The 12,924-nt window shown below is 51.5% G+C and carries 11 protein-coding genes; 6 read left to right on the top strand and 5 right to left on the bottom strand.

Translation table 11 applies throughout. The features are described from left to right. Nucleotides 1–13 precede the first annotated feature (13 nt). The 4 genes from rpsD to LDN30_RS09900 all read left to right on the top strand — a co-directional run bounded on the left by rpsD (nucleotide 14) and on the right by LDN30_RS09900 (nucleotide 5,123). Nucleotides 14–622, top strand: coding sequence for a 30S ribosomal protein S4 (rpsD, locus tag LDN30_RS09915; RefSeq protein WP_223926479.1), 609 nt, complete (start codon nucleotides 14–16; stop codon nucleotides 620–622). 14 nt (nucleotides 623–636) lie between these two features. After that, a complete protein-coding gene (locus tag LDN30_RS09910; protein WP_223926478.1) occupies nucleotides 637–1,629 on the top strand; it encodes a DNA-directed RNA polymerase subunit alpha in 993 nt (330 codons plus the stop codon). A gap of 27 nt (nucleotides 1,630–1,656) precedes the next feature. Beyond that, nucleotides 1,657–2,178, top strand: a complete 522-nt coding sequence (gene rplQ / locus LDN30_RS09905) for a 50S ribosomal protein L17 (protein ID WP_223926477.1) — start codon at nucleotides 1,657–1,659, stop codon at nucleotides 2,176–2,178. A gap of 365 nt (nucleotides 2,179–2,543) precedes the next feature. Then, nucleotides 2,544–5,123 (top strand): choice-of-anchor J domain-containing protein, encoded by a 2,580-nt coding sequence (locus LDN30_RS09900; RefSeq protein ID WP_223926476.1) that lies wholly within the window; start codon nucleotides 2,544–2,546, stop codon nucleotides 5,121–5,123. 180 nt (nucleotides 5,124–5,303) lie between these two features. Here LDN30_RS09900 and recA read toward each other — a convergent pair whose 3' ends face one another. The 3 genes from recA to LDN30_RS09885 form a co-directional block, all read right to left on the bottom strand. Then, entirely contained in the window at nucleotides 5,304–6,335 is a 1,032-nt protein-coding gene (gene recA / locus LDN30_RS09895) for a recombinase RecA (RefSeq protein ID WP_223926475.1), read from the bottom strand. Nucleotides 6,336–6,463: 128 nt separating this feature from the next. After that, nucleotides 6,464–7,702 (bottom strand): saccharopine dehydrogenase family protein, encoded by a 1,239-nt coding sequence (locus LDN30_RS09890; RefSeq protein ID WP_223926474.1) that lies wholly within the window; start codon nucleotides 7,700–7,702, stop codon nucleotides 6,464–6,466. A gap of 8 nt (nucleotides 7,703–7,710) precedes the next feature. Next, on the bottom strand, nucleotides 7,711–8,331 hold the full coding sequence (locus tag LDN30_RS09885; protein ID WP_373316526.1) for a DUF6621 family protein: 621 nt from the start codon (nucleotides 8,329–8,331) through the stop codon (nucleotides 7,711–7,713). A 101-nt stretch (nucleotides 8,332–8,432) separates the two neighbouring features. Between LDN30_RS09885 and LDN30_RS09880 the strand changes: the two genes are divergently transcribed. Both LDN30_RS09880 and LDN30_RS09875 read left to right on the top strand, forming a co-directional pair. Next, nucleotides 8,433–9,923 (top strand): oligosaccharide flippase family protein, encoded by a 1,491-nt coding sequence (locus LDN30_RS09880; protein WP_223926472.1) that lies wholly within the window; start codon nucleotides 8,433–8,435, stop codon nucleotides 9,921–9,923. After that, nucleotides 9,920–10,912: a glycosyltransferase family 2 protein gene (locus tag LDN30_RS09875; RefSeq protein ID WP_223926471.1), complete on the top strand. Its 993-nt coding sequence runs from the start codon at nucleotides 9,920–9,922 to the stop codon at nucleotides 10,910–10,912. Before LDN30_RS09880 ends, LDN30_RS09875 begins: the two co-directional genes overlap by 4 nt. A gap of 422 nt (nucleotides 10,913–11,334) precedes the next feature. Here LDN30_RS09875 and LDN30_RS09870 read toward each other — a convergent pair whose 3' ends face one another. Together LDN30_RS09870 and LDN30_RS09865 are read right to left on the bottom strand one after the other, a co-directional pair. Further along, nucleotides 11,335–12,387, bottom strand: a complete 1,053-nt coding sequence (locus LDN30_RS09870; RefSeq protein WP_223925205.1) for a transposase — start codon at nucleotides 12,385–12,387, stop codon at nucleotides 11,335–11,337. Continuing rightward, nucleotides 12,365–12,805, bottom strand: a complete 441-nt coding sequence (locus LDN30_RS09865) for an ISAon1 family transposase N-terminal region protein (protein WP_223925203.1) — start codon at nucleotides 12,803–12,805, stop codon at nucleotides 12,365–12,367. The genes LDN30_RS09870 and LDN30_RS09865 overlap by 23 nt, the downstream gene beginning before the upstream one ends. Nucleotides 12,806–12,924 lie beyond the last annotated feature (119 nt).

The raw sequence follows: 12,924 nt of genomic DNA, 5'->3' as shown, positions 1-12,924 counted from the left end.
ATTACATTAGATTATGGCAAGATACATAGGTCCAAAATCAAGAATTTCCCGCCGTTTCGGCGAGCCAATCTTCGGCCCTGATAAGGTTCTCTCTAAGCGTAATTTCCCTCCAGGGCAGCAGGGCAACAACCGTCGCCGCAAGCAGTCGGAGTATGGTGCTCAGCTCGCAGAGAAGCAGAAGGCAAAGTACACTTATGGTGTACTGGAGCGTCAGTTCCGCAACATGTTCGATGCAGCCGCTAAGGCCGACGGTATTACCGGTGAGGTTCTTCTCCAGAACTTGGAGAGCCGTCTCGATAACGTTGTTTATCGTCTCGGTATCGCTCCCACTCGTGCTGCTGCACGTCAGCTCGTTGGTCACAAGCACATCGTTGTCAATGGCAACGTAGTGAACATTCCTTCTTATCAGGTTAAGCCTGGTGATGTAGTAGGTGTTCGCGAGAAGGCTAAGTCTCTCGAGGTTATCGAGGCTGCTTTGGCTGGTTTCAACCACAGCAAGTACCCATGGCTGGAATGGGATGAGAACAGCAAGAGCGGTAAGTTCCTGCACAAGCCAGACCGTGCCGACATCCCTGAGAACATTAAGGAGCAGTTAATCGTTGAGTTGTACTCAAAACAATAAAAATCATTAAATTAATGGCGATATTAGCATTTCAAAAACCTGATAAAGTTGTGATGGTGGAGGCTAACGACCACTACGGAAAGTTTGAATTCCGTCCTCTCGAGCCTGGCTTCGGTGTTACCATTGGTAATGCCCTCCGTCGCATCCTTCTTTCATCGCTTGAGGGTTTCGCAATCAACACCATCCGTATAGCTGGTGTGGAGCACGAGTTCTCTTCAGTTCCCGGTGTTAAGGAAGATGTTACCAACATCATCTTGAATCTCAAACAAGTGCGGTTCAAGCAAGTAGTAGAAGAATTCGAGAATGAGAAAGTTAGTATCACCGTAGAGAACACTACTGAGTTCAAAGCAGGTGATCTTAACAAGTATTTGACTGGATTTGAAGTGTTAAACCCTGATTTGGTGATTTGTCATTTAGATTCGAAGGCAACGATGCAGATTGACCTTACTATCAATAAGGGTCGTGGTTACGTCCCTGCTGATGAGAATCGCCAGTTCTGCACCGATGTCAACGTACTTCCAATCGATTCTATCTATACCCCAATCCGTAACGTTCGTTACGCTGTTGAGCCGTATCGTGTCGAACAGAAGACCGACTACGACAAACTCGTTATAGAAGTTACAACAGATGGTTCCATCCACCCGAAGGACGCACTGAAAGAGGCTGCTAAGATACTTATCTATCACTTCATGCTGTTCTCTGATGAGAAGATTACTCTCGAGAATCCTGATCAGGATACTAATCAGGAGTTTGATGAGGAGGTTCTTCACATGCGTCAGCTTCTCAAGACAAAGCTTACCGACCTCAACCTGAGTGTCCGTGCGCTTAACTGTCTGAAAGCTGCTGATGTCGAGACACTTGGTGATCTGGTACAGTATAATAAGACTGACCTCCTGAAGTTCCGTAACTTCGGTAAGAAATCGCTTTCTGAGCTTGATGATTTGCTCGAGAGTCTGAATCTGTCGTTTGGAACCGACATTTCAAAGTATAAACTGGACGAGAAGTGATTCTCTTCCTAACTGTAAACAAAACAAATGAGACACAACAAGAAATTCAACCATCTGGGCCGTACTGCTGATCATCGTGCTGCCTTGCTTTCAAACCTGGCAAGTTCGCTGATCGAGCACAAAAGAATCACTACGACCCTCGCAAAGGCTAAGGCACTTAAGAAGTATGTCGAGCCGCTGATTACAAAGGCTAAGAACGATACGACCAATTCTCGTCGTGTTGTCTTCCGGTATCTGCAGAACAAAGAGGCCGTTAAGGAACTCTTTGGTGCTGTTATCACCAAGGTCGGTGACCGTCCCGGTGGTTACACCCGCATCATCAAGCTTGGCGTTCGTCAGGGCGATGCTGCACCTATAGCTTTCATCGAGCTCGTTGACTTCGATGAGAACATGGCTAAGGCACCGAAGGCAGAGAAGAAGACTCGTCGTAGCCGCCGTGGTGGTAAGAAGGCTGCTGCTGAAACAGCTGCTGCTCCTGCTACTGAGGCACCGGCTGCTGAGACTGCTGACGCTGATAAGCCAGCTGAGGAAGCTCCTAAGGCTGAATAATTATCTTTCTAATATAAAGGTCCCGTGCTATGTCATGGGGCCTTTTATTTTTCTCTGAACTTTTTGATTGGTTGTAAGTTCTTTTTTTTTTATCGTCTTTTGAGATTCTATTATTCGTTACTTTAGTTGTTATTTTCTCAGTTTGAGTTTTCTATTTTTTTTGAATAGTCTTATATAGTATAGTTTTTTAGCCCTTTGTCAGGGTTTATTCATTTTTTTGATTGTATCATAAGGGTTACTCAGATCTTCTCATTATTCTTATTATCTCAGCAGTTTTATTCTAATCCCTTTTTAGAAATATTTATATGAGGAATTTTACTTATTTATTGAATCTTTTGGTCTTGCTGCTTCTTCCGCAGGCGGTTATGGCTCAGGTCTCGTTGCCGTACTCTCAGGCGTTCGACAATGAGCAGGCTTTCAAAACCTTTACCGTCATTGATGGCAATGGCGACGGTACAACATGGGCCTATGACGACTTGAACTATCAGGCCGCATGCAACCGTAACTCGTCAGCTTCGGCCGATGACTGGTTGGTATCTCCCAAGTTCCACTTCGTCAAGGGCGTGAAGTATGAACTGAAATTCTCGGCAAAGACAGTCCAAGACGGTACTACCGAGCATTTTCTCGTGAAGTTGGGTACCTCTGCAACCGATACAACATCGTTCTCACAGACCCTAATTGGCGACGGCAGTGCCGACAATTCCTACTCCGCCAAGAACTATTCGGCCTCTTTCACGGTAGCTGAGGACGGCGATTACTACCTTGGTTTCCATTATCTTACCCCAAGACAGACATATTCAAGTGGTCTGGGCATCGACGATATTAACCTTACGGGTAGTGTCGAAGAGACCAAAAGTTCGCCCAAGGCTGTCAGTGGAGTTACCTTGAAGTATGATTATAGCGGTGGTCTTACAACGTTGAAGTGGAAAGCACCTACGCAGTTTGAGGACGGCACGGACATTTCTTCGCCGCTCACCTATGCCGTTCGCCGTGTCGGAAGTACCGATTACCTTGTTAACGGGTATCAGGGAACGACATTCCACGAGCAAGTCACCCTGCGCGATATGCCCGCGTCGAGCGTCAAGTTCGGGCAGGCCTTGCTGCGCTATGCCATCACGGCTACTTGCGACAGCATGACCAGTGCTGTGGCTTATTCACCTTTTAAGGTCGTTGGCACTCCTGATGAACTGCCTTATAGCGAAACTTTCAGCGATGGAACGATTCATCACTTCTGGGGCGAAAGCCACACCGGCCATGGCCGTTGGGGCGAGATGGCAGTCAGCAACAAGTACACCCACGATTCCGATGGCGGCGTTTTCAACTTCACTGCTGCCGCGAATGATGAGAGCAGCCTTGGTTTTTCCGGCCTTATCAGTCTGAAAGGGGCTTCTAATCCCGTCCTGTCATTCTGGTATGAGTATATGAACAGCAATGAAGACGAGGCTGATACACTCGAGGTTCAGGTCTCGAAAAATGGAGGCGAGTTCACTACCTTGACCCAAGTCGACGTAAACAGCGAGGATAATCTCCGCAGCTGGCAGCACGCCGAGGTTTCGCTTGCCGATTATGTCGGCAGCGATTTCATCCAGGTAGGATTCCTCATAAAGTCCCACACGGGTACGACATGCATCTATTTGGACGATGTCGACATCTATAATCAGGTGGGCAAGGACCTTGCCGTCACCGATGTCAGCCATCCCGGCCGTCTGCGTACCGACGAGAGCCGCAAATCGGTTGTCAAGGTCGAGAACGTCGGTGCAGATGCTGTAGCAGGCTCAAGTTATACTGTTGCGGTCAAAGCTAATGGCCGTACAATCGGTCAGGCTGAAGGCCGTGATCTTGCCGGTGGCTCATCGGTGGAGATAGAGATTCCGGTCACGGCTCCGGTGGTGCTGAATAGCGACAGCGTAGATTATTATGCTGAGGTTGATTTCGACGGCGATGAGAACCTGACAAACAACTCTTCGGATACTATCCGCATGGCTGTAGCCCTGCCAAGTCTGCCCCGTCCTAACAATTTCGTCGCAGTGGCGGCTACTGACGGCATCCAGCTCAACTGGCAACAGCCTGATGCTCCACGTGCTACGAGCACCGCAGTTACCGACAGCTTTGAGTCGGCTCCCGACTTTACCATCAGCGATTGGGGCGACTGGACACTCTTCGACGGTTCCAAGGTTGGTGTGTATGGAGTTAGCAGCTGCGACTTCCCGAACAACGGAGCTCCTCAGGCGTTCACCGTGTTCAATCCTACTGCCGCCGGAGCCAGCGACTCTTGGAAGGCACACACGGGCAATAAGGAGCTGGTGTCATTCAGTGCTGTAGGATTACGTTCCGACCACTGGCTCATTTCTCCGACTCTCTCAGGCGAGGCACAGACATTGAAATTCTACGCTCGTGCTTACTCGAAGAGCTACGAGGAGGATTTTGAAGTCCTGACCTCAACGTCGTCTGTCGATACCTCTGACTTCCAGTCGTTGGCATCGGCTCAGATAAAGAAGGACAACGCATGGAAAGAGTATAGCTACGACCTTCCTGCCGGAACCCGTTACTTTGCTGTACGTGTGACATCCGAGGATGCTTTTGCTCTGCTTTTCGACGATTTTACATTCGTTCCTGATTCCACTGGTGCTCAGAATGTGGTGCTTACGGGATATAATGTCTACCGTGACGGCGAGAATATTGCTGCTCTCCCGTCCACAACAGTCAACTTCACCGATGCTTCAGCAGGTGCAGGCAAGCATATATATAATGTGAGCGCGGTCTATGACAAGGGCGAATCGGTGCTGTCGGATTCCCAGACAGCCGATATAGCTGACGGAATAACCGTTGTGAATACCGAAAAAGCCGATAACGGACAGATATACGACCTGCAGGGACGCTGTGTTAGAAACGTAAATGTTCCCGGCGTGTACATTCGCAATGGAAAGAAATTCGTAGTGAAATAAACTCACGAACGTGAAATAAAAAAGGGAGAGGCATGCAGTCATGTCTCTCCCTTTTATATTATGGTGGGCGCGGAGTTGTAACTCCGCGAACTAAACAAAAGACGTCAGCGCATCCAGCCCGTCCGCCCGGAAGGACGATATTATGGAATGAAATCCTTTGAAGGCGGGGGCACAGAGCCCTTACTCCTTCTGGTCGGCTATGGCCTGCTTGATGAGACCCTCGAGTTCGTCGGCGAGCTCAGGATTATCCTTGAGCATTGTCTTTGTGGCCTCACGTCCCTGAGCCAGCTTGGTGCCGTTATAGGAGAACCAGCTGCCACTCTTCTGGATGATATTGTATTCCACTCCGAGGTCGATAATCTCACCAATCCTGTTGATTCCCTCGCCGAACGTAATCTCGAATTCGGCCTTGCGGAAAGGAGGAGCGACCTTGTTTTTCACGACTTTCACCCTTACGTTGTTGCCGAGCACCTGGTCGCCGTTCTTTATCTGCGTTGTTTTACGTATGTCGAGGCGCACGGAAGAGTAGAATTTCAGTGCGTTACCACCGGTTGTTGTCTCCGGATTACCGAACATAATGCCGATTTTCTCACGCAGCTGGTTGATGAATATGCAGCACGTGTTCGTCTTCGATATTGTCGATGTGAGCTTTCTGAGAGCCTGCGACATCAGCCGGGCCTGCAATCCCACAGCCGAGTCGCCCATCTCGCCTTCTATTTCCTTCTTTGGTGTGAGTGCGGCTACCGAGTCGACGACGAGAATGTCGATGGCACTGGAGCGGATAAGCTGGTCGGCAATCTCCAGAGCCTGCTCACCATTGTCGGGCTGCGATATCCACAGATTATCGACATCAACGCCAAGTTTCTGGGCGTAGAAGCGGTCGAAGGCATGCTCAGCATCGATGAATGCAGCTATTCCGCCCATCTTCTGTGCCTCGGCGATGGCGTGGATGGCGAGGGTCGTCTTACCCGAACTTTCCGGTCCGTAAATCTCTATTATCCTTCCACGCGGGTATCCTCCCACGCCGAGGGCGGCGTCGAGGCCGATGCTGCCTGTCGGGATGACATCAACATCCTCTACCTGCTCATCGCCCATGCGCATGATGCTTCCTTTTCCGAAGTCCTTTTCTATCTTTGACATGGCAGCCTCGAGGGCTTTCAACTTTCCCTCCTGCTGCTTTTTCATTTCTTCAGTTTCTTCTTTCTTTGCCATTGTTGCTTGTTTTTGGCCTCAATGAAGAGGCGTGTTGGTTGTGGTTGTTTATCGAAGGGGTGGGAGGGGAACGCCGCAGTGCGACGTTGTGCTCGACGAGGAGCGCGCAAAGGAGCTCCCCGACGTGTTTAGAGCTCCAGGTCGATGTCGCGCAGCTCGTGCCATGGCAGTCCCTGCTTGTTGAGCACGTCGAGGAATGGATCCGGGTCGAAGTCCTCAACATTCCATACTCCCGGCTTGCGCCACAGCCCCTTGAAGAACATCATTGCTCCTGCCATTGCCGGAACGCCGGTGGTGTAGCTCACTCCCTGCATGCCCGTCTCCTCGTATGCATCCTGATGGCGGCAGTTGTTGAAGATGTAGTATGTGTGCTCTTTGCCGTCCTTGATGCCTCTTATGCGGCATCCTATCGATGTCTCGCCGTCGTAGTTTGCACCGAGGTCCTGCGGGTTTGGCAGTACGGCTTTCAGGAACTGGAGCGGAACGATGTCCACCTTCACCGTCTTTGTCGGGTCGTCGTGGAGCGGAGCCTCGTAGGTGACGGGGTCGATGCGGCTCATTCCGAGATTCTGTATGCAGTCGAGGTAAGTCAGATACTGCTGTCCGAAAGTCATCCAGAACCGTGCCCGTTTGATGGTAGGGTAGTTCTTTACGAGCGACTCCAGCTCCTCGTGATGCATAAGGTAGCTCTCGCGCGGTCCGATGTTTGGATATGTCAGACTCTTGTGAATCTCGAGCGGTGCGGTCTCAATCCATTTCCCATTCTCATAGTACAGTCCCTTCTGCGTTATCTCCCTGATATTTATCTCTGGGTTGAAGTTTGTGGCGAAGGCGTGATGATGGTTTCCGGCGTTGCAGTCGACGATGTCGAGGTCGTGAATCTCGTCGAACTCGTGCTTGGCAGCATAGGCCGTGTAAGCCTGCGACACTCCCGGGTCGAATCCGCATCCGAGGATTGCTGTCAGACCTGCTTTCTCAAACTTGTCCTTATATGCCCACTGCCATGAATATTCGAAGTGGGCCTCGTCCTTAGGCTCATAGTTTGCCGTGTCCTCATAGTTGCATCCGCAGGCGAGACAAGCGTCCATTATCGTCAGGTCCTGATAGGGCAGGGCAAGGTTGAGCACGAGGTCGGGTTTGAACTCGTTGAAGAGCTTCTTCAGCTGTTCCACGTCGTCGGCGTCGACCTCAGCCGTCTTGATGTCCATCTTGTATCCCTTGGCGTGGATAGCGTCGACGAGCTTGTCGCATTTAGCCTTGTGGTGGCTTGCAATCATGAAGTCGGTGAAGACATCCTGGTTCTGAACTATTTTGAAAGCGGCAACGGTGGCGACGCCACCGGCACCAATCATAAGTATTCTTCCCATTTTCTTTTTTATTTAATTTTACTGTCTATTTCCTGTTGTGTTATGCCCATGGCGTTCATCAGCGAGTATCCGAGAATCTGCTGTCTGAAGTTTCCGCCTTCCATCGGCTGCATGGCGAAGAGCGTGATGTGCTTTTCGTCGTCGTCCATCCTGTTGAGAGCCGCGGCGAGTGTGTGCCAAATGTCGGTATGTTCGGCATCGGGCACGACCATTATCCTCTTCACCTCCTTGTGGTTGAGCAGCATCGTCATGATGTCGGTGATGATACTCTCCTTGTCGGCGTTGCTGTCGCCGGCATCGATGGAGTTGATGATGAACTCGCCGAGCTTCCCGTCGTTGAACGCTTTGCCGTTGAGATCAGTGGCGTACGTTGCCGGACGGAAATTCTCCAGTGCCGTCTTCCCCTTTTCGTGGATGAGGACTACCTGCGTTTCGTGCTTCCCCTCGCGCAGTCCGCCGTCGAGAGCTATGTCCATAGCCCATCGGCTGAGGTCGGCCGGTGGTATTCTTCGGCCGAGCATCCGTTCGAAGTTCACGATGAGGTTGAACGCTACGTAGTCGATGTAGTCGGCATCAGCGATGATAATATTCTCCGACCAGTGTATGTTGTCCGGATTTGGTGATTTTATTGTATTCATTGCACAAAGATAGTGTTTTTTAGTCCGACAACCAAAAAATAGATATTAAAATGTAAAATAAAAAAGTTTAATGTGCGTTTATAATTTTAACTATGTCAAAAGAAGAACGCACCGACAGCTATTCCCATATCCTTAAGTACACCGGTCTTTTCGGCGGTGTGCAGGGCCTCGGCATACTTGTAGGCATTATCCGCAACAAGCTTGTTGCCGTCCTCCTCGGTCCTCAGGGCATGGGCCTTGTCTCGCTGTTCAATTCCACCATAAAGCTTGTCAGCGACTCGACCAATTTCGGTCTGTCCATGAGTGCCGTGAAGCGCATTTCGGAGGATTTCGATTCCGGCGATGAAGAGCGTGTGTCGCATGCCGTCGACATTGTGCGCTACTGGAGTTTCGTCACCGCTCTTCTCGGCACTATCCTCTGCGTGGCCCTCAGTCCGCTTCTGAGTCGTCTCACTTTCTCGTGGAACGGCCACACCTTCCATTTCATCTGTCTTGCGCCTGTCGTCGGACTGACAGCCATCACCGGTGGCGAGTTGGCAATACTCAAAGGTGTGCGCCAGCTCCGTCATCTTGCCGCCATCAGCGTCTACAATATGCTTGCGGCCCTGTTCATCTCGGTGCCCATCTACTACTTCTTCGGCTCCAAGGGCATCGTCCCGTCGCTCGTCCTCATGGCCTTGGCGCAGACCCTCCTGACGATAGCATGCTCATATAAGCTTTATCCCCTCCGACTGAAATTCGGTCGCGGACTCTTCGCCGACGGCATCAGCATGATAAAACTCGGAACAGCCTTCGTCGTGGCAGGACTCTTCGGGTCGGGTGCCGACTTCGTCATCCGCAGTTATATCAATAATGTTGCGGGCATCGAGACCGTCGGCCTGTACAATGCCGCATTCATGATGACGATGACATACGTGGGCATGGTCTTCTCGGCTATGGAGACCGACTACTTCCCCCGTCTCTCCGGAGTGAGCCATTTCGGTGTGACGTTCACCACCACCGTGAACCGCCAGATTGAGGTTATGGTCCTCTTGGCTGCCCCGCTGCTCGTGGCTTTCATGGTGGGGTTGCCCGTTCTGCTCCCCCTTCTCTACAGCGGACGCTTTCTTCCGGCCATCGGCATGATGCAGGTGGTCGTCTTCGCAATGTATTTCCGTGTGCTGAAACTGCCCATCGAGTATATCCCGCTCGCCAAGGGCGACTCCAAGTCGTATATGCTTCTTGAGGTTGTCGACGATGTGGCCATCGTTCTTCTCGTCGTGGCCTTCTTTCATGAGGGTGGACTTGTGGGTGCCGGTTTCGGAATCCTCGCCGCGGCCTTCTTCGATTTCGTCCTCGTCGTCGGCTATGCCAAGTGGAAGTATAAGTTTGTCCTCTCCCGCAGCGTGGTCAGCTATGCGCTTGTCCAACTGCCAATAGGTTTCCTGGCTCTCCTCGCCACCCAACTTCGCGACCGGGGCTTCGTCTATTGGGGTGTGGGTGTCGTACTCTTCGTTGTCAGCAGCGCGGCAAGCATCATAATCCTTCACTCCAAGTCGAATCTGTGGCGAGCCTTGGAGAAAAAACTCTTCCGACGCAAATGACCAGGGTTACCGTTCTCGTAGCAGTCTATAATACGGAGAATTATCTCCGCCGTTGCCTCGACTCATTGCTGTCGCAGACCATGGCCGGCTGGCAGGCCGAGTGCGTCGACGATGGCTCAACCGACGGATCGGCGGCCATCCTCGACGATTATGCCGCTAAGGACAGCCGCATCCATGTCACCCACCTTACAAAAAATAGTGGTCAGGCCCACGCCCGCAACGTCGGACTAAAGCGTGCCGAGGGTGATGTGGTAGCCTTTCTCGACAGCGACGACTGGCTGTCGGACGATGCATTGGAAAGTGTTGTCGACGTGTTCGATGCCCATCCGCTAACGGGGTGCGTCCTCTTCCACTGCGTGAACCACTATCCCGACCACGACGAGCCCTATCCCATGAGCGACTTCTCGGTTATGAGCGGTAAGGAAGCCTTTCTAAAGAGCCTGACGTGGAGCATCCACGGCGTCTATGCCGTGCGCCGTTCCATCCATCAGCGCTATCCCTACGACGAGACGCTCCGTGCATATGGCGACGACAATGTGACGCGCCTTCATTATCTCTCGTCGGCAGAGGTGCGCCTCGCCACCGGTGTCTACTTCTATCGTCAGCACGCCTCGTCGGTGACACACCGTATAAGCGTCCGCCGGTTCGACTATCTCGAGGCCAATATTATCATGAAGCGCGAACTCGAAAGGATTGGGGCCGACCGCGATGTCATTGCCGTCTATGAGAATTGCCGTTGGCGGAATGTCATCGGACTGTGCATGTTCTACTATCTCCACCACCGTGAGCTCCCGAAAGACGATGCCCGCTACGGGCTCCTCGCCATTCGCCGCGCCTGGCAGTCGATAGATGTCGCGATGCTCGACGGCCGCAGTGCCTGCCACCGGTTTGGCTTCTGGCCCCTGCGTTTTTCGTGGCCGTTGTTCCGTCTTCAAGAGAGAATCTATTTCTTCCTCCGTGGTCTGGTGGGGAAGAATAAGGAGTCATAACCATTCAGGCATCCATTGGCATGTGCTGACGGAGGGTTCCCATTTGCTCATTCAACGGTCTTGAAAGTGCGAAATATCTTTACAGCATTTCCATACCTGTCGTTTTAGCTTGCGAAACGGCCTGTTTCATCGCCCGAAACGGCCCGTTTGGCAATCCCAAACGGCCTGTTTCGCAATACGAAATGGCATGAATTGCAAATCGTTGATAATCAGATAGTAACGTTGTAGCTGTCAGAATGTAATCAATCTGAAATACTTTTACATTCCGACAGTTGTCTTGTTCATTGCTTTTGCCGTTGCATTGCTCCAAATTCCCGGTATGAGTAGTAACGTGCTTTGGCGGCCGTTGTTGTTCAGTAGGAATCGCGGGAACACAAAAAAGGGCGCAGGGGGATTTTTCCGTGGATGCCCCCTGCACTCGCCTAACCAAATATCGTGAAACAGCGGAACATGAAGAAGGGAAGGTCACTGACCCCATGCACCTGAGCACGCAGTCCCTTAATCTTTGAGTTGAGCGACTCGGCTGGCGCATTCGTTGACCTGTTGTTGAAGAAGTTTAGCACATACTCCTCTTTGGCCTTGATGGTGTCACGTACTGATATGATTTCCCGAATGCGGGTTCTTCCGACATTCTTGTACCACTTATGGAGCGCTTTCTTTGCACTCTTCCTGTCCTTTTTCTTGCTGAAGATGTTGCGCAGGGCGCAGAGCAGACCGTATGCAGCCTTCATCTTTGGCTCAATCTCAAAGAGCAGGCGCATTTCCTCCTTCTGGAAGTCAGTCCAGTCATTGTGGTTTTTCGTCAGCGGGTATCTTACGTGCGTCAGCAAGTCGGCTTTGGTCTCTCCATTGCTGAGTTTCTTCGGCTCAAACTTTTCATTCTTCCGCTTGCGCGGCCTGCCGAGGCGTTTGCCGTTCTTGCTCTTCTTGACCTCATGGGTCTCGGCGTACCTGTCCCTTGCCTTGGCCCGCTTCTCTTGCTGCTTTCTGAACTCCCGCTCCTCTCTCTTGACCTCGGTCGTGTTGGTGCGCTTGAGCTTCATGCGCATCGCATCAAGTCCCCTGGTCGTATAAAGCTGGATGACATGGAAATGGTCTATAACTATCTCTGCCTGTGGGAAGGACTTCTTGACAATGCCCATCATGCTGTCGGAGAAGTCCATCGACACCTCCTTGACTTTATTTCGGCTCTCTTCTTGTATCTCGTCAAAATGCTTCGTCACGTCAGCAACGGTCGTGCCCTTGACTGCAGCTATGAGTGTTCCCTTCTTGCAGTGTCCGTCCCTGTTGGAGAGGAACGTGATCAGGTCATGGTGAAGCATCGTCTCGTCTATGCACAGTCGCTCGCCCATGTTCTTCTCTTGAAGCACCCACTCACCGGCATGCTCCTTCTGGTCCCAGTCCGTAAAGCCACTCAGATGCTCCTTGTAGGCACGCCCGAGGTACTTCCCGTCAGTCCGGAAGAAGCGCCCCACGCATTGGGCCGTCACTGGGAAGGCATCCAACCATTTTTTTTAAGAAATCCGCAAACTCTACAGAGTAGCAGGTTCCCTCTGCCACAAGAGGCAGGGTTTCAAGGACGACGTTGTGACCGTCTCCGTCCAACCAACGACGGCGACGGACATGCAGCAGAACTTTATGCTCGCGTTGTGGGAAGTCATTGAACAAGCGAGGCTCCGTGAAACCGTTGGGCTGAAGGTCATGCCAGACCTTGTCACGCAGGTCGCGCTCGTCAAGGTAGATGTGAAGAATACGGATGACGGTGCCTGTTTCGTCCTTCTCGTTAGTAACTTCTTCGTCGATCTTAGTGATCTCGAAGTAATCAAGGATGCCATCGGGCAGCATGTAACGGACTAATGTTGAGTAGTCGAATGTCGATAGTTTCTTTGCCATGCTGCAAAGGTAACATAGTTTCCCGACATCAGCAACGCTGTTTCACTATATTTTAGTTAGGCGAGTGCAGGGACATCCACGGAAAAATCCCCCTGCGCCCAAAAAAGCCTCCGTTAGCG

Origin of the sequence: Prevotella lacticifex, from assembly GCF_019973375.1 — a bacterium.
GTDB lineage: Bacteria > Bacteroidota > Bacteroidia > Bacteroidales > Bacteroidaceae > Prevotella > Prevotella lacticifex.
This window is presented reverse-complemented; position numbering and strand designations above follow the sequence as displayed.

Coding starts and splice junctions, on each gene's coding strand:
- LDN30_RS09910 (WP_223926478.1), top strand. CDS start 637: ATGGCGATATTAGCATTTCAAAAACCTGATAAAGTTGTGATGGTGGAG.
- LDN30_RS09900 (WP_223926476.1), top strand. CDS start 2,544: ATGGCTCAGGTCTCGTTGCCGTACTCTCAGGCGTTCGACAATGAGCAG.
- LDN30_RS09875 (WP_223926471.1), top strand. CDS start 9,920: ATGACCAGGGTTACCGTTCTCGTAGCAGTCTATAATACGGAGAATTAT.
- recA (WP_223926475.1), bottom strand. CDS start 6,335: ATGGCAAAGAAAGAAGAAACTGAAGAAATGAAAAAGCAGCAGGAGGGA.
- LDN30_RS09865 (WP_223925203.1), bottom strand. CDS start 12,805: ATGGCAAAGAAACTATCGACATTCGACTACTCAACATTAGTCCGTTAC.
- rpsD (WP_223926479.1), top strand. CDS start 14: ATGGCAAGATACATAGGTCCAAAATCAAGAATTTCCCGCCGTTTCGGC.
- LDN30_RS09890 (WP_223926474.1), bottom strand. CDS start 7,702: ATGGGAAGAATACTTATGATTGGTGCCGGTGGCGTCGCCACCGTTGCC.
- LDN30_RS09880 (WP_223926472.1), top strand. CDS start 8,433: ATGTCAAAAGAAGAACGCACCGACAGCTATTCCCATATCCTTAAGTAC.
- rplQ (WP_223926477.1), top strand. CDS start 1,657: ATGAGACACAACAAGAAATTCAACCATCTGGGCCGTACTGCTGATCAT.